The following is a 19,959-nucleotide window of genomic DNA, read 5'->3' as shown; positions in this document are numbered from 1 at the left end:
CCGGCGGGGTGCCCCGCCGGCTCTGTCTATCGTTGCGAGCGACCTGCGATCCGCGTCAGTTCTTGCGGACCAGCGGCGCCGGGGCGACGGGCCGTGCCGGCTCCCCGAGCACGTACCGGAAGCCGACCGACACCAGGTCGGCGCTGCCGTTGGACACGCCGGCGAAGACGACGTTCGCGGTGTTGTAGTCGCGGCCCGGGCCGGAGAGGATCGGGGCACGGTCGACGAAGAGGTGCGAGTAGGCGAAGTGGAGCGTCAGCTTCTCGTTCCATTGGTAGCTCGCACCGACCGAGACATTGATGCGATCGGCGTCGGGCAGGCGAACCGAGCGGTTCTCGAAGTCGATCGGCGACTGCTCGTAGTTCACGCCGGCGCGCAGGGTCAGATTCGGCGACCAGTCGTACTCGGCACCGATCGAGTAGGTGTAGCCGTCCTTGTAGTTCAGGGGCAGGAAGCTGACAGGGATGCCGCGGGCGCGCGAGACGATGCCGATGGTTCCCGCGCGGGACCAGTTGTCCCACTCGAAGCCGAGATTGATGCGCGTGACCGGGTTGATCTCCTGCGTGAGACCGACCGTGACCTTCTCCGGCGTGTTGAACTTCGCCGTGACCTGCCCGGCGACCGGCGCCAGGGCGAGGAGCGGCACGCCGATCGAGCCCTCGATGTCGTGGTGGATCGACGAGCGGTAGCCGACGCCCAGCGTGGTGCCGGTCGGCGCGGTGAACAGCGCGCCGGCCGTGAATCCCACGCCCCAGGAATCGCCCTTGAGGAAGCTGCTCGGCAGGTTGGCCGGCGAGAAGGGCGGGATCGGCAGCGGGACCGCCTGGCGCAGCGTCAGGCGGAAATACTGGATGTTGGGACCGGCGGCGATCGAAAACCACTCGTTGACCTTGAAGCCGATCACGGGATTGAAGGCCAGGCTGAAGATGCGGTTCGAGCGGCCGTAGAGCTCGCCGGCCCAGACGTTGCGCGCCTTGGTGGTCAGGCCGAAGGGCGCGCCGGTCGAGAGACCGAGCCAGATCCGGTCGGTGAGCTGGTAGGAGGTGGCGCCGGCCGGCACGACGGCAGTCTGGCCGAGCTCGCCCGAGTCGCCGAGGGGAGCGAAGGCCGGATTGGTCCCCGGCAGCGTCCGGATTCCGCCCGACAATGCGATCAGGCTGAGGTTCTGCTCCTTCACGAAGCCCGGCGCCATCGTGATGACGGCCGGGTTCCAGAACATGGAGGAGACGCCGCCCGAGCCCGAGCCCGCGCCGGCGAAGGCGAGGCCCTGAGCCTCGGCGCTCTGCTCGCGAACCCCGAAGGCGCCCGCCTGCGCCGAACCCCAGCTCGCCGCCAACGCCGTTGCGGAGAGACCCGCGAGGGCCAGCGCCCGTATCCTACCTTTCATGACCCGTCCCCACCTTGCTCTCGTGGCGCTCGATTGTTCCGTCTGACCCCAACCGGACCGACGCCTTTATGATCAGATTGCCGGTTGTGCCGAGACTTCGCAATCCCCGAGGCTTCAAGGTGTGGCACTTAGGATGGTGGAATAAATACTATGCATATTCGTTAATTTGAAATTAAATAACAGAATAAGTGTAAGCAAAGGGAGTTTGGTTCACATCTAAACTTTCTGCAAGATTGTGCATGATGCTGGCACGAAAAGTGGCAGCACGGAGGCTTTGCACGCCAATCGTGTGTTTCCTGCAACAGGTCGGACGACGACGTCCCGGATGGCCTCGCCCTTGTCGCGACGGCCCTCCCGACCGATGTCGAGGGCTGGCTCAGAACGGAGCGGTCCGGCGATGAAACTGTGCGTCATGGTGCAAGGGGCGACGAGAAGCCCGGCCTGATCGATGCGACGGGCGAAATCCGCGACCTGTCGGGGATCGTTCGCGACATCGCCGGCCCCGCGTTGGCGCGCGAGTCCCTCGAGCGGCTGCGACGCCTCGACCCGACGACGCTGCCGCTCGTGCCCCCAGGCACCCGGCTCGGCCCCTGCGTCGGCGGAACGCGCAACTTCATCGCCATCGGCCTCAACTATGCCGACCATGCCGCGGAGACCGGCGCGGCGGTGCCACCCGAGCCCATCCTCTTCAACAAGGCGCCCTCCTGCATCTGCGGACCCAACGACGACGTCATTCTTCCCAAGGGCTCGGCGAAGACGGATTGGGAGGTCGAGCTCGCCGTCGTGATCGGCGCCCGCGCCTCCTACGTCCACGCCAACGAGGCGATGTCCTACGTCGCGGGCGTCTGCATCTGCAACGACCTCTCCGAGCGGGAATACCAGCTCGAGCGCGGCGGCACCTGGACCAAGGGCAAGGGCTGCCCCACCTTCGGCCCCCTTGGGCCCTGGCTCGTCACCCTCGACGAGATCGGGGACCTTAAGAACCTGTCCCTCTGGCTCGATGTCGACGGCGTCCGCATGCAGTCTGGCTCGACCGGAACCATGATCTTCGACGTGCACCAACTCGTCGCCTACGTCTCGCATTTCATGATGCTGGAGCCCGGCGACATCATCACGACGGGCACGCCGCCCGGCGTCGGCATGGCTCGCAAGCCACCGCGCTTCCTGAAGAGCGGCGAGGTCGTCAGCCTCGGCATCACCGGTCTCGGCGAGCAGCGCCAGCGGGTGGTCGCCTTCGACGACTGGACGGCGAAGGTCGCCGCGGGCGAACCGACGAACTAGAGCAGGGACATTTTGAGGGCGCCGACCGTGCTCGACTCGGTTTCCCCGACGACGCCGTGAGGGCCGTCGACGGCGACGGCATCGCTCTCGCTCATACTCGCCGGCGATCGTGACCGCTGACCCGGGCAGATATCCACGTCGCCGCCTTGCGTCAGCTTCCTGCTCGAACGGCCGTGCGTCGGCGCTCGCGGCCGATGAGGTGCTTCGCAATCCTGGCTTACTCCGTCCCTGAATCCGGGGTCTTCAGCGCGGTCACGTCTGCCGAATATGCAAGGGCGGACTGCCCGCCGCGAACAGCACCGGGTCCATTCTTCGCGATCTGCGAGGACGAAGGCACCCAGGGTTGAGCCCTCTCCGGAAGGCGAAGGATGCCGGCGGCTCCTGCCGCAAAGGTGATCCAGATAGCGGTGGAGACAAGAGCTGCGCAGACTAACTCCGGAGACATGACACCCACCCCCATTGGAAGGCGCTCGAAAGTCCGAACGCCGGGGATAGACTGCATGGTCGGTCGACTGACACATCCCCCAAATAGGGCAGCTCCCCGGAGACTATTGCGAACTAAGGTGACGACCGGGGTTTATGGCTCATGGCGCGAACCCTGCCCAACCGATGTCGCCGGTGAGGAAAGCGCGACGGTGATGCCCGACCCGCCGCGACTGCCTGAGACCTTCGAGCAGCGTGCATCCAACGGGCGGCTCTTCATCGCCTCCGCCCGCCTCATGCTCGGGCGTCCTGCCCTCCCACGCCTTCCATGACGACCTCCATGCGCCGCTTGATTTTCCGGCCGGGATTGGCCTCATGACGCGATGACCGCCTCTTCCCTCACCGCCGCCCCGCCCGCGATCCGGCACGACTGGACGCTCGACGAAATCCGCGCGATCCACGATCTGCCGCTTCTCGACCTCGTGCACCGCGCCGCCAGCGTCCACCGTGCGCACAACAATCCCTCCGACATCCAGCGCGCCAGCCTTCTCTCTATCAAGACGGGCGGCTGCCCCGAGGATTGCGCCTATTGCCCGCAATCGGCCCACCACAAGGACGCCGGGTTGCCCCGCGAGCGGCTGATGCCGGTCGAGGCGGTGCTGAAGGAGGCCGCCGCGGCCAAGGCCTCGGGTGCGCACCGCTTCTGCATGGGCGCGGCCTGGCGCCAACCCAAGGATGGGCCCGAATTCGACGCGGTCCTCGCGATGGTGCGGGGCGTGCGCGGGATGGGGATGGAGGCCTGCGTGACGCTCGGCATGCTCACGCCCTCGCAGGCCGGCCGCCTCGCCGAGGCCGGTCTCACGTCCTACAACCACAATCTGGACACCGGACCGGACTTCTACGGCGACATCATCTCGACGCGCACCTATGCGGACCGGCTGCAGACCCTGCAGAACGTGCGCGAGGCCGGCATCGGGGTGTGCTGCGGCGGCATCGTCGGCATGGGCGAGGGCGTCGGCGACCGGGCCGCCATGCTCCAGGTTCTCGCCAACCACGCCCCCCATCCCGAGAGCGTGCCGATCAACGCCCTCGTCGCGGTCGAGGGCACGCCGCTTGCCGACCAGCCGCCGGTCGACCCGCTCGATCTCGTGCGGATGTGTGCGACCGCGCGGATCGTGATGCCGCGCGCGCGGGTGCGGCTCAGCGCCGGCCGCAAGGGACTGACGCGCGAGGCGCAGATCCTGTGCTTCCTCGCCGGCGCCAACTCGATCTTCTACGGCGAGCGTCTGCTGACCACGGCCAACAACGAGACCGATGCCGATGCCGAGCTCCTGCGCGACATCGGCATTCCTGTCCCCGGCCTGACGCTGGCGGCCGCCGAATAGCTTAAGCGGCCTCTGCCCGCTCCTGCGCCTCGTCGGGGATCACGATCCGGAACGAGGCCCCGGCCGTGCCCGGATCGAGGCTGAGCGTGCCGCCGTTGAGCTGGATCAATTCCGCCGCGATAGCGAGGCCGAGCCCGGTTCCACCCGGCCGCATCGAGCCCTGGAACGGGGCGAACAGGTGCGCGCGGGCGCGCTCCGGCAGGCCCGGGCCGTTATCGGCCACGACGATGGTCACCGACCCCGATCCGCGTTGCCCCTCCCGCATGCCGGTGATCGTCACGCGGGGAGCGCCGTCCTTCGCTCCTCCCTCCAGGGCCTGCACGGCGTTGCGAAGGATGTTGGCCAGGGCGCGGGCGAACTGCTCGGGATCGACGTGCGCCGCGAGCGCCGGGGCGATCCGGGTCTCGATCCGGATGCGCGCATCGACGTCGAGGCCGATCAGCTCGATCTGCTCTTCGATCAGGGGCGCCAGCGGCACGGGCCGTCGCCGCGCGTCGGGCTCGGTCGCGCGGCCATAGGCGAGCGTCGCCTCACAGAACCGGATCGCGCGATCGAGGGTGGTCACGAGGCGGGGGGCGACCCGCTGCACCACCGGGTCGGCGACGCTTTCGAGGCGGTCGCCGAGAAGCTGCGCCGTCGTCAGCAGATTCCGCAGCTCGTGATTGATCTTGCTCACGGAGAGGCCGACGCCGGCCAGGCGTCGCTTCTCGCGCAGCTCCGTGGCCAGCCGGCGCTGCATCCGGGCGAGCGCCGTCTCTGCCTGCCCGATCTCGTCCGCCCGCTTCGAGGGAACGATGATCCGGTCGGGGCCTTCGGGATCACCGGCGAACGCGGTGATGTTGCGGGCGAGTCGTCGGACCGGCCGCACGATGGCGCGTTGGAGGACGAGAAACACGAGGCCAGCCACCGCCGCCGCAATGAGGAGGGAGGACACGAGCAGGCGGATCGAGAAATCCATCATCGCTGCGCGAAGCGGCGCCTCGTCAAGCAGGATCTCGACCAGCTCGAAGCCGTCCTGTCCCTTGCCGACGACGCGGATCGGCGCGTCGGCCTCGGCGAACAGCGTCTGCCAGGCACCGCCGATCGATTCGATCCAATCGTGGCGACGCAGATCCACCATGTGCGCGACCGTGGTCGGAACGGTCTCGATCGCCAGCAGGCGCCGGACCCCGCCGCCCCGCACGGCGATCGCGCGGGCCCCGACGCCCGACAGGAGCCGTCCGGCGAGCCCGTCGGGCAGTTGCCGGTCGGGAGCCGCGTCGAGCGCGAGCGCCGCGATCTGCGCCGCCGCGATCCTGTCGGAGAGCCAGGCGCGCCGGTAATTGGCGACCGTAGGAACGTAGATCAGGATCTCGGCGAGCGCGACGAAGGCGATCGTGAGGAGAAACAGGCGTCCGGACAGGCCGAGGCGCGATGCGCGGCCGAGCACGCCCCGACGCTGAGCGCTTCCAGCGTCCCTGAGGCCCGCGGCTTCGCCCTCCTGTCCCCGATCCAGCTCCATCGCGACCTCAGCGGGCTCTCCTTGCGACCTGCCTACGGCATTTCTCGCTCCCGGTCCCTTTACCAGTGAGCGGAGGTCCGCGGCGTCCGACCCATGGTAGCCTGCCACCGGTGCTTCGTTCAGTGCGGCGCGCGGGCGCGTCCCGCGAAGCGCCGGAAAGCGACGGAGAGCAGAGCCAGGGCCGCCAATCCGCCGAGCCCGGCCAGCATCCCCGGCGTGACCAGGGCGCGCAAGGTGAGGGCTTCGTCGCAGGCGAGCGTGGCCGCAGCGCGGCAGGCCGCCCGTGCGGCTTCGTGCGCGGCGACCACATCCTCGATGGCCGCCCCCGTGGAAGCGTAGACGAGGGCGCCCGGCGTGAGTCCGATCAGGGTGGCGAGAACGAAGGTCCGCAGGCGCACGCCGAAGGCCGCCGGAGCGAGGTTCGTCAACCAGAACGGAAAGACCGGCAGCAGCCGTAGAAACGCGATGTAGCCGAAGGCATCCCGCCGGAACCCTGCGGCGAAGCCGGCCAAGCGCGGCCCGGCGCGGCGCCGGAGCAGATCGGCCCCGGGTCCCCGACCGATCGCGAACACGATGGCCGCGCCCGTCGTCGCCGCGGCGACCGCAATGGCGGCGCCGGCCAGGATTCCGAACAGGAAGCCGCAGATCATCGTCAGGAACAGGGAGGCCGGCACCGAGACCACGACGGAGCCGACATAGAGGAGGTAGGCGACGACCATCGCCCGCGCCGGGTTCTGCGCGACGAAGGCGTTCAGCCAAGCCCGGGATTCGAGCAGTCGGTCCAGGCTCAGGAGTTCGTAGGCGCCCGAGATCAGCACGGCGAGCGAGATGGCCGCCAGGGCAGCGAGCGGCAGCCATCGCAGGTATGCGCGACGCTTCGGCGGAGATGTGTGGCGGGTCACGCCGGACCGGCGCAGCCCTAGCCGCGCCTGCGCATTCGGAGAATCTTGAAGAAGCCGCCCGGGAAAGTCGGCGCGACGCCGATGAACTCGACGCCCTTCGACCTCGCCCAGGCCTCGATCCGGGTCGACTTGAAATCGGCCGACCAGCCGATCTTGGTGCAGAGCGGCGCCACGATCTCCTCCACGCGGGCGACGGGGCCTTCCGTCTGGCCGAAATGGTTGGCGAGCACGATCTCGCCGCCGGGCCGCACCACGCGCAGGAACTCGGAAAGGGCCGCCTCCGGGTCCGGCACCAGGGTAATCAGGAATTGCGCGACCACGGCGTCGAAGCTCGCATCGGCGTAGCCGAGCCGGCAGACATCCATCACCTGAAGGCCGCGCACATGGGTGAGGCCCCGGCGCAGGACCTTGCGGCGGGCGCGCTTCAGCATGTCTTCGGAAAGGTCGACCCCGCAGACGAAGCTGCCGGCCGGGTAGTAGCCAAGCGACAGCCCGGTCCCGACGCCGGCCTCGAGGATGCGCGGGCCGCAGGCGACCGCCGCCCGAACGGCTTGGCGGGCCGCGGGCTCGGTCAGCTTGTCGTAGACCACGTCGTAGACCGGCGCCCAGCGGGCATAGGCCTTGCGCATCAAGGCCGTGCTCGGACCAGCCTGCGGCTCGCTCAGCATGTCGATCTCGAATCCTGGAGGTTCGTCGGAAGGGAGGTCACGCGGCCTCGGCGGCGCCAGGCCGGAGGGCCTCGATCCGCCGGATGGTGCCGCCGCCAAGGACGCGCGACCGCGAGCCCTCGTCGGCGTAGACGACGCAGGCTTGGCCGGGCGAGACGCCGTCCTCCCGCGTGGCGAGGACGATCTCGGCGCAGCCGCTCCCGGCATCCCAGCTGAGATGGGCCGGCCGCGGCTCCCGGGTGGAGCGGACGCGCACGGCGACCGGCTCGTCGACGAGGGCGGCCAGCGGCGTCGCGCCGAGCCAGTTCACGTCCGACAGGCGGATGCGGCTGGTGGCGAGCGCGCTGCGTGGGCCGACCACGACGCGGGCGCTCTCGGGCTCTAGGCGGATCACGTAGAGCGGCTCGCCGACGGAGAGGCGCAGGCCCCTGCGCTGACCCACCGTGTAGTGCAGGATGCCCTCGTGCCGGCCGAGCACGCGCCCGCCGAGGTCGACGATCTCGCCGGGCCGGGCCGCATCGGGGCGAAGGCGGGCGATGACGTCGGCGTAGCGGCCTTGCGGCACGAAGCAGATGTCCTGGCTGTCGGCCTTCTCGGCGACGGAGAGGCCGAGGTCCCGGGCGAGGCGCCGGGTCTCGTCCTTCGGGAGCTCGCCCAAGGGGAAACGAAGGAAATCGAGCTGCGCGGAGGTGGTCGCGTAGAGGAAGTAGCTCTGGTCGCGGGCCGGATCGAGGGCGCGGAACAGACCGCGCGATCCATCGCTCATCCGGCGGCTCGCCACGTAATGGCCGGTGGCCAGCGCGTCGGCATTGAGGTCGCGAGCCTGGTTCAGCAGGTCGCGGAACTTGATCGCCCGGTTGCACTCGACACAGGGAATCGGGGTCTCGCCGGCCAGGTAGCTTTCAGCGAAACGGTCGATGACCGCGTCGCGGAACCGGTCTTCGTAGTCGAGCACGTAATGCGGGATGCCGAGACGCTCCGCGACGCGCCGCGCATCGTGGATGTCGGTCCCCGCGCAGCAGGCACCCTTGCGGTGTGTCGCAGCGCCGTGATCGTAGAGCTGCAGCGTGATGCCCACGACGTCGTAGCCCTCGCGCTTCAGGAGCCCGGCCACGACCGAGGAATCGACGCCGCCGGACATGGCGACGACGACGCGCGTCTCGTGCGGGGGCTTCGGAAGATCGAGGGAGTTCATCGGGATTTTGGCTGCCGGAGCGGCGACTTCGACCGCTTGGCCCCGTCTATAGCGATCCGTTGGCGCAAGTTCCAGGCGGGGCTGCCTCTGTCCCGAGGTAGCGATGGCTCGGCAAAACTTGCCGGGGGGCAGGCAGTTCGATCTGGGCACGGCAGCGTAAGCCTGCGCGGTTCTGGAAAAACAACAGTGGAAACAGTGTCTTATGCTGATCGTGTCTTGGCCCGGCGCTTGCTGCCTGTGCGTTGGGAGAGACAAGGCATATGGCCCTACCATCCATTGACGCAGATTTCTTGATCCGACGCTCGCCGGAGGCTGCGACACGGACCCCTGCGCCACGCGCCCGGACGGAGCTGCGCGAGCGCTTCACGCTGGCTCCCGCCGAGCGGGAGGCGCCGCGCCCGACAGAGCGCCGTCCCGAGCCCCGCGTCGAGGCACGTGCGGCCGAACGGGCGATCCCGGAGCGGCGGTCCGTGGACAAGATGCCTCCTGATCGCGCGGCGCCGGAGACACGCAGGCCCGATGAGCCTGATCGGCCGCGCAAAACACCTGCCGAGACTTCGGCCCGCGACACGGGCCGACGCCAGGGTGCGGATCGGACGGAGCCGGCGGCCAAGATTGCCGATGGCCCTGCGGAGGCCGCGGTTCAGGCGAAGGGTGCTGAGCAGGCCGAGCTCGAGGCGTTCGAGACACCCGAGACCGAGGAGGCGGAGACCGTCGAGAAGGAGGCTGCCGGGGCCTCGGGCTCCCCCGCAGGTCCTATCTCTGCAGGTTTCGTCGTCGCGCCGGTTTCCGGCCGGCGCGGTGAGGCGGCAGGCGATGGGCAGCAGGACGGCGAGGCCGCGGCCTCGTCCGGGCGTCACTCAGGCGTTGGCGGTGCGGAAACGGCCGGAGCGGCGGCGGAGATCGTGACGGGCGCCTTCGAGCAAGTTCTGGCCGCGCACAATGCGGATGCGGGTCTGGAGACAAGCCCGCTGTCGGCGCCCGCTGGAGCAGGTGCCGCCGCCCCGACGGCGAGCGCCGCCGCGACGGTGACCGCCCCCGCCACCAATCCGGCTGACGGGCACCATCCCGTGACGCCTCCGGTGCCGCTTGGTGCTGTGCCGATGACGATCGGCTTACGTTTGCTCGCCGGATCGAGCCGCTTCGAGATCCGGCTCGATCCCGTCGATCTCGGGCGGATCGACGTCTCCCTCGACATCGACAAGGATCGCGGCACAGTGACCACTCACCTCGTCGTCGAGCGGCCCGAGACCCTGGCGCTGCTGCAGCGAGATGCGGGCAGCCTGCAACAGGCCCTGTCCCAGGCCGGGCTCGACCCGAGCGAGGGCATCAACCTGTCCTTGCGTGACGACACCGGGTCCGGCGGCCAGGAATTCGACCGGCAGAAATCCGGCTCGCAAGGACGCGCGCCGAGCGGCACCGACAGGAGCGACGCCCTGGCCGCGGTCGAGGCTGCACCGCTGCGAACCCTTCGGGGGCTCAGCGGCATCGATATCCGAATTTAGGAGACGATCATGTCGACGAGCATCACCGGCCTGACGGCCTCCAGTGCCTCCGCAACAGGCGCGATCGCCAAGACCGATGCACAGGAGATTGCGGGCAACTTCACGCAGTTCCTGACCCTCCTGACGACGCAGCTCAAGAACCAGAACCCGCTCGATCCGCTCGACACCAATCAGTTCACGCAGCAACTCGTCCAGTACGCGGGCGTGGAGCAGCAACTGAAATCGAACGACCGACTGGACTCGATCCTCGCCAACGCAAAGGCGTCAAGCGCGGCCACCGCGACGAGTTTCGTCGGGCAGACCGTCACGGCCGAGGGTACCACCGCCGACCTGAAGGACGGCCGGGCGACCTGGAACCTGAACGCGCCGCGGGCCGCGAAGCAGGCGACCATCACCATCAGCGATGCCAAGGGGAACGTCGTCGCCACGCAGACCAAGGCCCTCGCGGCCGGGAGCCAGACCTTCGCGTGGGACGGACGCGCGTCGTCCGGCTTCACCTCGGCGAACGGAACCTACTCGATCAAGGTCGACGCGATGGACGCGACTGGAACCCGCGTCTTGGTCGACACCAAGGTCTCCGGAACCGTCGACAAGGTCGACCTCAGCGGCAGCGAGCCGGTGCTCATCGTCGGCGCTGCCTCGATCAAGCTCTCCAACGTGCGCAGCGTCGGAACAGGGTTATCCACATCCCCGAACTGATGACGAATCAGATGCGATCGATCCGCTTCAACATATTTTAAGCGGGTGCAAGTAGCGTCAAAACTCGACAGGTCAGTCGAGTTGTAGAGCGTATCATGACCGAACCACATCGCCCGAGAGTCAAGTATGTCATCGGGCCCGATGGCAGCCCCCTGACGATCGCCGACCTACCGCCGACCACGACCCGTCGCTGGGTCATCCGCCGGAAGGCCGAGGTCGTCGCCGCCGTCAGGGGTGGGCTTCTCAGCCTCGAGGAAGCCTGCCAGCGCTACACGCTGACCACCGAGGAATTCCTGAGCTGGCAATTCTCGATTGATCAGCACGGCCTCGCGGGTCTGCGCACCACCCGAATCCAGCATTACCGACACTAAGGCGACCGCTTGGAGCGGCATCCGAGAGGACGCGCCGAACACGACGAAGAAAGCCGCGCCCATGCAAGTGGGCGCGGCTTTCGCGTTTTCGGCGCTCCACGTCATCCAAGAGGCAGGGATCTTAACGGAGCGCTAACCACGAGGCCGGCAAATTCTGCCGAGCGAGCGCGGGGTCTCCCCCGCGCCGGTACGGGTGGATACGTCGCGTCGTGAAGTCGGTTCTCGAACTGGTGACGAAGCTGGGTCCGGCGCGGCTCGCGGCCATGGGTGCCGTGACGCTGACGCTGCTCGGCTTCTTCGCCTTCGTGATCCTGCGCGTGTCCAAGCCCGACATGGGCGTGCTGTTCGCCGACCTGTCGATGCAGGATTCCGGTGCCGTGATCCGCGATCTGGACGCCCGCGGCATCAAGTACGAGACCCGAGGCGATGCCGGCCAGACCATCCTGGCGCCGCGCGGCGACCTCGCCCGGCTGCGCATGGATCTCGCCGGCAAGGGCCTGCCGAGCGCCGCCGGCGTCGGCTACGAGATCTTCGACAAGGGCGACGCCTTCTCCTCCACGAACTTCGTCCAGAACGTGAACCACCTGCGGGCGCTGGAAGGGGAGCTCTCGCGCTCCATCCGCGCCATCGGCCGGGTCCAGGCCGCCAGGGTCCACCTCGTGATGCCCGAGCGGCGCCTGTTCGAGCGCGACCGCGAGGCGCCGAGCGCCGCGATCGTGCTCAAGCTGATGGGCGACCTCGATCCGTCCCAGGTCCGGGCGATCCGTCACCTGACGGCCTCGGCGGTCGAGGGCCTGAAGCCCGAGCGCGTCTCGATCGTGGACGAGCGCGGCCGCCTGCTGGCGGATGGCGCCCGCGGGCAGGACGCCCAAGGTGCCGTCGGGATAGAGGAGAAGCAGACCGGTCTCGAGCGTCGCCTGCGAACCCAGATTGAGGAGATCGTGGCCGGCATCGTCGGCGTGGGGCGCGCCCGGGTCCAGGTCAGCGCCGAGCTCGACCTCAACCGGATCGAGAGCCGCTCCGAGACCTTCGATCCCGAGAGCCGCGTCGTCCGCTCGACGCAGACCCGCAGCGAGAATGCGCTCACGACGGGCAACGAGGGCGCCGTCACCGTCGGCAACGAGCTGCCGGGCGCGGACAAGTCGGCCGGGGCCAAGACCGACAAGGATTCCTCGAGCAAGAACGAGGAGACCACGAATTACGAGATCTCCCGGGTGACGAAGACCGAGGTGGTTGAGGGCGGCCGCGTCAAGCGCCTCTCGGTCGCCGTCGCGGTGGACGGCTCCTACGCTCCGGGTCCCGACGGCAAGCCCGTCTACCAGGCGCGTCCCGCGGCCGAGGTCGATCGCATCGCCACGCTGGTGCGCACCGCGATCGGGTTCGACAAGGCGCGCGGCGATCAGGTCGAGGTGCTCAACCTGCGCTTCGCGGAGACGCCGGCGGTTCCCGAATTCTCCGAACCCTCGCTCGTGCAATCCTTCCTGACGCCGAGCAAGGACGAGATCTTGCGGGTGGTCGAGCTCGCGGTGCTCGCGCTCCTGACGCTGATCGTGCTGCTCGCGGTGGTGCGCCCGCTGGTGCGTCGGGTCCTCACCGCCGATCCCGTGCCGGTCGCCCTCGTCGCCGGTCCGGCGACGGCCGGTGACGCCGTCGACGCGATGCTGGTGCCTCGCGAGAACACCACGGCCAAGCTCGTCGACTTCGCGCAGCTCAACGGCAAGGTCCAGGCGGAGACGGTGCAGCGGGTCGTCGACATGGTGCGCGCCAGCCCGACGGAGACCGTCGAGGTGCTGCGCAACTGGATCCACGACAATTGAGGCGGGGCGAGCCCCGCGCGGATTTTGATTTGGTTGAGGAGCGTTGAGGCATGGCCTCGGGATTGAACATCGCCGCCGAACTCGGAAAGATGAACGGGTTCGCGACCATGCCCGGTCCGGAGCGGGCCGCGGCCCTCCTCCTTCTGCTCGGCGAGCAGGAGGGTGCGCCGATCTGGCAGATGCTGGACGAGGACGAGGTCAAGAAGGTCTCCCACGCGATGGTCCAACTCGGCTCGCTCGAGGCCGAGACCGTCGAGAAGCTGATCGTCGACTTCGTCTCGCGGCTCTCCTCGGGCGGCGGCATCACCTCGAACTTCGAGCGCACCGAGTCGCTCCTGCTCAAGATCTTCCCGACCGAGCAGGTCTCCTCGATCATGGCCGAGATCAAGGGCGCGTCCGGCAAGCGCGTCTGGGCGAGCCTGACCCAGATCGACCCCGAGATCCTCGCTTCCTTCCTGCGCAACGAATACCCGCAGACGGTGGCCGTCGTGCTCTCCAAGGTGCGGGCGGAATATGCCGCCAAGGTCCTCACCATCCTGCCGGAGGAGTTCGCCATCGACGTCCTCAACCGGATGCTGCGCATGGAGACCGTCCAGAAGGAGGCGCTCCGCCACATCGAGGAGACCCTGCGCGTCGAGTTCGTCTCGACCATCGCGCAGACCACCCGGCGCGACGCGCACGAGCTCATGGCCGACGTCTTCAACGCCTTCGACCGTCAGACGGAGGGCCGCTTCCTCTCCGCCCTCGACCAGGCGAACCGCGGCGCCGCCAAGAAGATCCGCCAGCTCATGTTCACCTTCGAGGACCTGCTCAAGCTCGATCCGGGCTCGGTGCAGACCCTGCTGCGCAAGGTCGACAACGACACGCTCTGCCGCGCGCTCAAGGGCGCCGACGAGCGCGTCCGCGGCTTCTTCCTCGGCAACATGTCGACCCGGGCCGCCAAGAACATCGGCGACGAGATGGAATCGCTCGGGCCCATTCGCCTCAAGGAGGTCGACGAGGCCCAGTCCAAGATGACCGAGCTTGCCAAGGATCTCGCCGAGAAGGGCGAGATCATGATCGCTAAGTCGAGCGGTGAAGAGGAGCTGGTCTATTGAACGCGTCCCGTTTCCTATTCGACACCGACTTTCGCCAACGGGATGATGCGGCCACGGCCAAGGAAGCGGCGGCGATGGCGGAGGCCGTGGCGCAGGCCCATGCCCGCGGGCTCCAGGAGGGTCGCGCCCAGGCCGAGGCGCAGGCGGCGGCCCGGATGGCCGATGCGCTGACCCGGCTCGGCCTCTCTGCGGCCGGCCTCATCGGCCAGTCGGACGCCCGCGATGCCGAGCGCGAGGAGCAGGCCCTGAGCTTTGCCGTGGCGCTGGCCCGGAAGGTCGCGGGCGACGCCCTCGACGCCCAGCCCCTCGCGGCCATCACCGACGCGGCCCGCTCGGCCCTCCAGCACCTGCGCGGCGTGCCCCACCTCGTCGTGCGCGTGCATGACAGCCTCATCGACGAGACCGAGGCCCTGGTGAAGCGGCTCGCCCGCGAGCGCGGCTTCGAGGGCCGCCTCGTGGTGCTCGGCGAGCCCGACCTTCCCCCGGGCGATGCCCGCCTCGAATGGGCCGATGGCGGGGTCGTGCGCGACCGCGCCCGCATCGAGGCCGCCGTGCTCGACGCGGTCGGCCTCCCCTTCACCGCCTGACGCAACTGGACGAGACCATGGCCGACGATTTCAGCCTGCCCCAGCTCAACGGCGCCGACGCCTCGTTCGACGGGCTCGGCACCGAGTCGATCCGCGACGCGCCGACGACGCCGAAGAGCGCGGCCGACCTCGAACAGGTCTTCGACGTTCCCGTCGTCGTCTCGGCGGTGCTCGGCTCTTCGCGCATGCCGATCGGCGATCTGCTGCGGCTCTCTCCCGGTGCGGTGCTCGAACTCGACCGCAAGGTCGGCGAGGCCATCGACATCTTCGTCAACAACCGCCTCGTGGCGCGCGGCGAGGTCGTCCTCGTCGAGGACCGCCTTGGCGTGACGATGACCGAGATCGTGAAGAGCGACGACTGATTTTCGGATCCGCTGGGGCGAGTGCTCCGGTGGACATCGACCCCGATTGGCCGGCTCCGCGCCGGACCCCGTGACACGAGGAACAGACGATGCGGCTCCTGATCATCGGACGGCTCAACGGCGAGCTCATCACCGCCTCGAAGATCGCCATGAACCGCGGCGCGGCGGTCACCCAGGCCGACGGCGTCGCGCAGGGGCTCAGCGTTCTGCGCGCCAAGGGCGCCGACCTCATCATGATCGATGTCGGGTTGTCGATCCGCGACCTCGTCACGGCCCTCGATGACGAGCGCATCCGCACGCCGGTCGTCGCCTGCGGCGTCGCCACCGATGCGAAGGCGGCCGTCGCCGCGATCCAGGCGGGGGCCAAGGAATACATCCCGCTGCCTCCCGATCCGGAGTTGATCGCCGCCGTTCTCGAGGCCGTCTCGGCCGATGGCCGCGCCTTCGTCTGGCGGGACGCCTCAATGGAGCGGGTCGTCAAGCTCGCCGAGCAGGTCGCCAAATCCGAGGCCTCCGTCCTGATCACGGGCGAGAGCGGCACGGGCAAGGAGGTGCTGGCCCGCCACGTCCATCAGAAGTCGAACCGGGCCTCGAAGCCCTTCGTCTCCGTGAACTGCGCCGCGATCCCCGACGCGCTCCTCGAATCCGAGCTGTTCGGCCATGAGAAGGGCGCCTTCACCGGCGCCGTCGCGCGCCGGATCGGCCGCTTCGAGGAGGCCAATGGCGGCACGCTCCTCCTCGACGAGATCTCGGAGATGGACGTGCGGCTGCAATCGAAGCTGCTGCGCGCCCTGCAGGAGCGGGTGATCGACCGGGTCGGCGGCTCCGCGCCGGTCAAGGTCGACATCCGGGTGCTGGCGACCTCGAACCGCAACCTGCTGGACGAGGTCCGAAAGGGCACGTTTCGCGAGGACCTGTTCTATCGCCTCAACGTCGTGCACCTGCGCCTGCCGGCGCTGCGCGAGCGCCCCGCCGACATCCTCGAACTCGCCGGCCACTTCGCCAGGAAGTACGCCGAGGTGAATGGGCTGCCGGTCCGGCCGCTCAGCCGCGAGGCGGAAGGGCTCGTGCGCGCCAATCCCTGGCGCGGCAACGTGCGCGAACTGGAGAACACCCTGCACCGGGCGGTCCTCCTGGCGAGCGGGTCCGAGATCGGGCCGGACGCGATCCTGACGCCCGAGGGCGAGGCGATCGGGCACGCCATGGGTCCTGTCGAGCGCGCCGCACAGGTGGCGGAGGCGGCGACCCGCGGCCTCGTCGGACGCACCGTGGCGCAGGTCGAGTGCGACCTCATCCTCGATACGCTCGACCATTGCCTCGGCAACCGCACCCACGCGGCCAAGATCCTCGGGATCTCGATCCGGACCCTGCGCAACAAGCTCAACGAATACGTCGATGCCGGCCTCACCGTGGCGGAGCCGGGCAGCGTGCGGGCCGCGGCGGCCTACGGCTGACGCCTGAACGACTCCGCTCGGCGGGCGAGGGTCCTACCCTGCACCCGCGTCGCTGGCGTTCTGCGCGGCGAAGGCCCGCTCCAGCTTCTCCATCGAGATGACGCGGGCGATGTCGGCCTCCACGTCGCGGATCGTCTCCTCGATGAGGTGCTGCTGGAGGGCGGTGCGAGGGTCGTCCGCCCCCAATCCTTCGCGCTCCTGAAGCCGTTGCAAGGCTTCCTTGACCACCGCATAGACCGCCTCCCGCTCGTCGCGGGTCATGGACGGGTTGACGGCGCTGGCGACGAGGTCGGCGAACTCGGACATCGGACGCGACGGGTCAGAGACGCTGGTCGTTGATGCCGGCGACCACGAGCGAGACGGAACTCCAGACCGCGAAGAAGCAGAGGAAGACCACGGCGAGCGTCTGGAAGCGGCGCGGATAGAGCGAGTCGTCGGGCAGGACCGGCGGCACGAAGGTGGCCAGGTAGATGTGCTGCTTGCTCGCGGCGATGCGCGCCTTGTCGTAGAGCAGGTTCGCCGATTCGTTGAGCTTCTCGGCGATCGTGCGCTCGACCAGGAGCCCTTCGTATTCGAGCAGGGCCTGGGTCATGTTGGCGCCCGAGCTGGCTGCGCCCTCCGAGGTCAGCTGGTCCTTGAGCACCTTGATCTGGCTGTCCAGCGCCGCGATCTGGGCGACGAGCACCTGGATGCTGCGCGACTTCTCGTCGAGGTTGGAGCCGCGCAGGATCTGGAGGTCGGACTCCGCCTTCAGCTTGTCTCTGCGCAGGGACATCAACGTCGTCGAGGTCGATTCCGCGGCCTTCAGGGGGTCGATGATGCCCCAGGTGTTGCGGAAGGTCTGCAGCCCGAGATGCGCCTCCTTCAGGCGCTTCTGCGTCTTGAGCGTCTCCTCCTTCGCGTGGACGATCATGTCCTCCTGAGCACGGCGGGAGATCCGATTGATCAGCGCCTCGGCTCGCGACACGACCTCCTTGCTGATGAGGAGGGCATCTTCGCGCGTGAAGGCGCGCACGGTGAGCGTGATGATGCCCGAGACCACGTCGATCCGGGCTTGGACGTGCTTGCGCCAGTACTTCGTCAGCTCCTCGATGGGCTCGTCGGTCTGCCAGCGCGCCCAGAAATCGGCCTCCGGCCGCGAGAACATCTTCGTGACGCCGATCGCCTTCTCGACCTCGTCGACCATCGATTGGCTCTCGATGTACTCCTTGACCACGAAGCTGTCCTGGCTGTTGTGCTTCTGGATCAGCGAGCTGAACTCGCCGAGCACCACGTCGCCCATCGGCTCGACGTTGCCGCGCACGGCAAAGCGTGCCTCGGCGACGTATTGATCGGAGGCGAGGACGAACAGGTAGAGCCCGACGAGCGCCGTCGGAAGCATGACGAACAGGCCGAACCGCACCAGCAGCAGGACGACGAGATTCTTCGGCTTGGTCGATTGCGGGCGAATGCCGGGCAGCCGCGTCCAGTCGAGGCGCTCGCGGGCCTTGCGCAGGAGGGCGGGCGCGCGGCGGTCGGTGAGGGGCTGGATGGTCTCGGCGTTGCGGCGGATATCAGGCAGCGAGCGGCGGGCGAGATCCATGACCCCGCGCAGCCGGTCGGTCGGCTTGACCTCGTCAACGTTCATTCGCATCGCGTTCCCGAGGCCCTGCCCCGAGCGCCTTGTGGCCGCGTCGGACAAAGAGCCAGTGGTTGTGCCAATCGTCTGCTTTTCGGCCCTTTTTAAGGCGCCGTCCGGCTCCGGCCAAGCTCGGCCCCGATGACGGATCTGCCGCATTGCGCGGCCGACCCGGTGCGACGAAACCCGCGCAGGTGGCGAGGTTGATCGCCGGCATCGGGGAGAGGCGCGTGGCGCAGAGCATCCAACCTGACGCAGCGAAGAGGCGCACGGCCAAGGCAGGCTTCTCGGAAATCGTTCTCGTCTGCTCGAAATGCGCCAAGCGGCAAGGATTGCCGAAGCGCGCCCTGCGCGGGATGCTCAAGGGCGGCCTTCGCCGCCGGAGGCCCGGCCTGAAGCTCAAGGTCATCGAGACGGGTTGCCTCGGACCTTGCCCGAAGCGGGCGCTCGCGGTGGCGACCGGCGGCAGCGTCGAGCGGGGCCGGATCCTTCTTCTCGATCCGGCCTCCACGCCTGAGGAGGCCGTTGAGGCGATCCTCCCCGATTTCAGCCCCAAACCGGCGATAGCCCGCGGTGATGCCGGCTGAGGGATCGGCAGAATGAGGGGCCGGTTCATGGACACGCTTCGCGAGGTCCCGGCGTGTTGCAGCGGGACGAAAGCTTGACCGATCCGACCCCCCGTACCGATGCCGGCCGGCCTGCGTTCGGCCGCGCCGTGCTGCGCCGCCTGCCGCTCGTCGGCACGATCCTCGGCCTAGGCCTCGCCCTCTGGCTCGTCGCCACGAACGACCTCGGCGCCGTCGCGGAGGCCTTCGGCCGGATCGGCTTGCCTGGACTCGTTGCGATCGTACTCGTGCGCGCCGCGGTCATCGCGCTCTGCGGCCTCGCCTGGGCCCGCATTCTCGAGGGCCTGAGCGCCGCGCAGGCCGGAGCCTTCATCACCCTGCGCTTCGTCCGCGAGGGCATCAACGTGCTCCTGCCCGTGGCCTCCGTCGGCGGGGACCTCGTCGGGGGGCGCCTGCTCACCTTCCGGGGCGTTGCCGGAACGCTCGCGGCTGCCTCGATCCTGGTCGACATGCTGATGCAGGTCGCCACGCAGGCGCTGTTCGCGCTCGGCGGGGTCGCGCTGCTGGCGCGGGTCGAGGGCGAGGCGGCCGCGAGGCTCGCCGGCTGGACGCTCCAGGCCCTCCTCGTGACCGGCCTAGTCCTTGCCGCCTTCTTCGCCTTCCAGCGCACCGGGGCCCTGCGCGGAATCGAGCGCCGCCTCGCGGATCTCGGCCGGCGCTTCGTCCGGGACGGCGGCTCCCCGGGTTCGGATTCGGGCGGAGTCCAGGCCTCCCTCGACCGGGTCTGGGACCGGAGCCGCCGCGGCCACCTCGCTCAATCCTTCGTCCTTCACCTCGCGGCCTGGGTGCTCGGTGCCGTCGAGATCTGGATCGCGCTCGCCTGCATCGGCATCGAGAACGTGGGCTTTGCCGAAGCCCTGGTCATCGAGGCCCTGAGTCAGGCGATCAAGTCGGCGGCCTTCCCCGTGCCGAGCGGCCTCGGCGTGCAGGAGGGCGGCTTCGTCCTCCTCGGCGCCCTGTTCGGCATCGATGCCGGCACCGCGCTCGCGCTGTCCCTGGCCAAGCGCGTGCCCGACGTGGTGCTCGGCCTCCCGGCCCTCCTCGTCTGGCAGAACCTTGAGGCGCGCCGTTCCGGCTGACC

Annotated in this window: 19 protein-coding genes; 12 read left to right on the top strand and 7 right to left on the bottom strand. The window is 68.9% G+C overall.

Going from position 1 to position 19,959, the window contains the following annotated elements:
* Positions 1-55: 55 nt before the first annotated feature.
* The gene (locus tag MFF55_RS16095; RefSeq protein WP_238245112.1) at positions 56-1,387 is read right to left on the bottom strand and encodes an OmpP1/FadL family transporter; all 1,332 of its coding nucleotides are present in this window, start codon (positions 1,385-1,387) and stop codon (positions 56-58) included.
* Between the two features lie 405 nt (positions 1,388-1,792).
* Between MFF55_RS16095 and MFF55_RS16090 the strand changes: the two genes are divergently transcribed.
* Together MFF55_RS16090 and bioB are read left to right on the top strand one after the other, a co-directional pair.
* Positions 1,793-2,668: a fumarylacetoacetate hydrolase family protein gene (locus MFF55_RS16090; RefSeq protein ID WP_238245111.1), complete on the top strand. Its 876-nt coding sequence runs from the start codon at positions 1,793-1,795 to the stop codon at positions 2,666-2,668.
* An 806-nt stretch (positions 2,669-3,474) separates the two neighbouring features.
* A complete protein-coding gene (bioB, locus tag MFF55_RS16085) occupies positions 3,475-4,476 on the top strand; it encodes a biotin synthase BioB (RefSeq protein ID WP_238245110.1) in 1,002 nt (333 codons plus the stop codon).
* 1 nt (position 4,477) lies between these two features.
* On the opposite strand, the gene MFF55_RS16080 is transcribed toward bioB, so the two are convergent.
* From MFF55_RS16080 to mnmA, 4 genes are all read right to left on the bottom strand, one after another.
* Positions 4,478-5,977, bottom strand: a complete 1,500-nt coding sequence (locus MFF55_RS16080; RefSeq protein ID WP_238245109.1) for a sensor histidine kinase — start codon at positions 5,975-5,977, stop codon at positions 4,478-4,480.
* 119 nt (positions 5,978-6,096) lie between these two features.
* Complete coding sequence (locus MFF55_RS16075) at positions 6,097-6,879, bottom strand: TVP38/TMEM64 family protein (RefSeq protein ID WP_238245108.1); 783 nt, start codon at positions 6,877-6,879, stop codon at positions 6,097-6,099.
* Between the two features lie 17 nt (positions 6,880-6,896).
* Complete coding sequence (locus tag MFF55_RS16070) at positions 6,897-7,547, bottom strand: class I SAM-dependent methyltransferase (protein WP_238245107.1); 651 nt, start codon at positions 7,545-7,547, stop codon at positions 6,897-6,899.
* Between the two features lie 37 nt (positions 7,548-7,584).
* Positions 7,585-8,742 carry a tRNA 2-thiouridine(34) synthase MnmA gene (gene mnmA, locus MFF55_RS16065; RefSeq protein WP_238245106.1) on the bottom strand — a complete coding sequence of 386 codons (1,158 nt, stop codon included), beginning with the start codon at positions 8,740-8,742 and terminating at the stop codon, positions 7,585-7,587.
* Positions 8,743-9,032: 290 nt separating this feature from the next.
* Here mnmA and MFF55_RS16060 point away from each other — a divergent pair, with 290 nt between their 5' ends.
* From MFF55_RS16060 to flbD, 8 genes are all read left to right on the top strand, one after another.
* A complete protein-coding gene (locus MFF55_RS16060) occupies positions 9,033-10,247 on the top strand; it encodes a flagellar hook-length control protein FliK (RefSeq protein ID WP_238245105.1) in 1,215 nt (404 codons plus the stop codon).
* A gap of 9 nt (positions 10,248-10,256) precedes the next feature.
* Positions 10,257-10,946 carry a flagellar hook assembly protein FlgD gene (locus tag MFF55_RS16055; protein WP_238245104.1) on the top strand — a complete coding sequence of 230 codons (690 nt, stop codon included), beginning with the start codon at positions 10,257-10,259 and terminating at the stop codon, positions 10,944-10,946.
* Positions 10,947-11,041: 95 nt separating this feature from the next.
* Complete coding sequence (sciP, locus tag MFF55_RS16050) at positions 11,042-11,317, top strand: CtrA inhibitor SciP (RefSeq protein WP_055885701.1); 276 nt, start codon at positions 11,042-11,044, stop codon at positions 11,315-11,317.
* Positions 11,318-11,526: 209 nt separating this feature from the next.
* Positions 11,527-13,134: a flagellar basal-body MS-ring/collar protein FliF gene (gene fliF, locus MFF55_RS16045; protein WP_238245103.1), complete on the top strand. Its 1,608-nt coding sequence runs from the start codon at positions 11,527-11,529 to the stop codon at positions 13,132-13,134.
* Positions 13,135-13,184: 50 nt separating this feature from the next.
* The gene (gene fliG, locus MFF55_RS16040) at positions 13,185-14,231 is read left to right on the top strand and encodes a flagellar motor switch protein FliG (RefSeq protein WP_238245102.1); all 1,047 of its coding nucleotides are present in this window, start codon (positions 13,185-13,187) and stop codon (positions 14,229-14,231) included.
* Positions 14,228-14,818 carry a FliH/SctL family protein gene (locus tag MFF55_RS16035; RefSeq protein ID WP_238245101.1) on the top strand — a complete coding sequence of 197 codons (591 nt, stop codon included), beginning with the start codon at positions 14,228-14,230 and terminating at the stop codon, positions 14,816-14,818. Before fliG ends, MFF55_RS16035 begins: the two co-directional genes overlap by 4 nt.
* A gap of 17 nt (positions 14,819-14,835) precedes the next feature.
* Positions 14,836-15,180 (top strand): flagellar motor switch protein FliN, encoded by a 345-nt coding sequence (gene fliN / locus MFF55_RS16030; protein WP_238245100.1) that lies wholly within the window; start codon positions 14,836-14,838, stop codon positions 15,178-15,180.
* A gap of 89 nt (positions 15,181-15,269) precedes the next feature.
* Positions 15,270-16,634: a sigma-54-dependent transcriptional regulator FlbD gene (gene flbD, locus MFF55_RS16025; protein ID WP_238245099.1), complete on the top strand. Its 1,365-nt coding sequence runs from the start codon at positions 15,270-15,272 to the stop codon at positions 16,632-16,634.
* 33 nt (positions 16,635-16,667) lie between these two features.
* Here flbD and MFF55_RS16020 read toward each other — a convergent pair whose 3' ends face one another.
* The gene (locus MFF55_RS16020) at positions 16,668-16,940 is read right to left on the bottom strand and encodes a hypothetical protein (protein ID WP_238245098.1); all 273 of its coding nucleotides are present in this window, start codon (positions 16,938-16,940) and stop codon (positions 16,668-16,670) included.
* 13 nt (positions 16,941-16,953) lie between these two features.
* The gene (locus MFF55_RS16015) at positions 16,954-18,261 is read right to left on the bottom strand and encodes a KpsE/RkpR family capsule polysaccharide export protein (protein WP_238245097.1); all 1,308 of its coding nucleotides are present in this window, start codon (positions 18,259-18,261) and stop codon (positions 16,954-16,956) included.
* A 221-nt stretch (positions 18,262-18,482) separates the two neighbouring features.
* On the opposite strand from MFF55_RS16015, the gene MFF55_RS16010 reads away from it, so the two are divergent.
* Positions 18,483-18,839: a YuzB family protein gene (locus tag MFF55_RS16010; protein WP_238245096.1), complete on the top strand. Its 357-nt coding sequence runs from the start codon at positions 18,483-18,485 to the stop codon at positions 18,837-18,839.
* Positions 18,840-18,913: 74 nt separating this feature from the next.
* Positions 18,914-19,957 (top strand): lysylphosphatidylglycerol synthase domain-containing protein, encoded by a 1,044-nt coding sequence (locus tag MFF55_RS16005; RefSeq protein ID WP_238245095.1) that lies wholly within the window; start codon positions 18,914-18,916, stop codon positions 19,955-19,957.
* The last annotated feature ends 2 nt before the right edge of the window (positions 19,958-19,959 follow it).

It is taken from the genome of Methylobacterium iners, from assembly GCF_022179305.1.
GTDB classification, from domain to species: Bacteria; Pseudomonadota; Alphaproteobacteria; order Rhizobiales; family Beijerinckiaceae; genus Methylobacterium; species Methylobacterium iners.
Note: the sequence above shows the minus strand (reverse complement) of the source record. Positions and strands in the feature narration are given on the sequence as shown.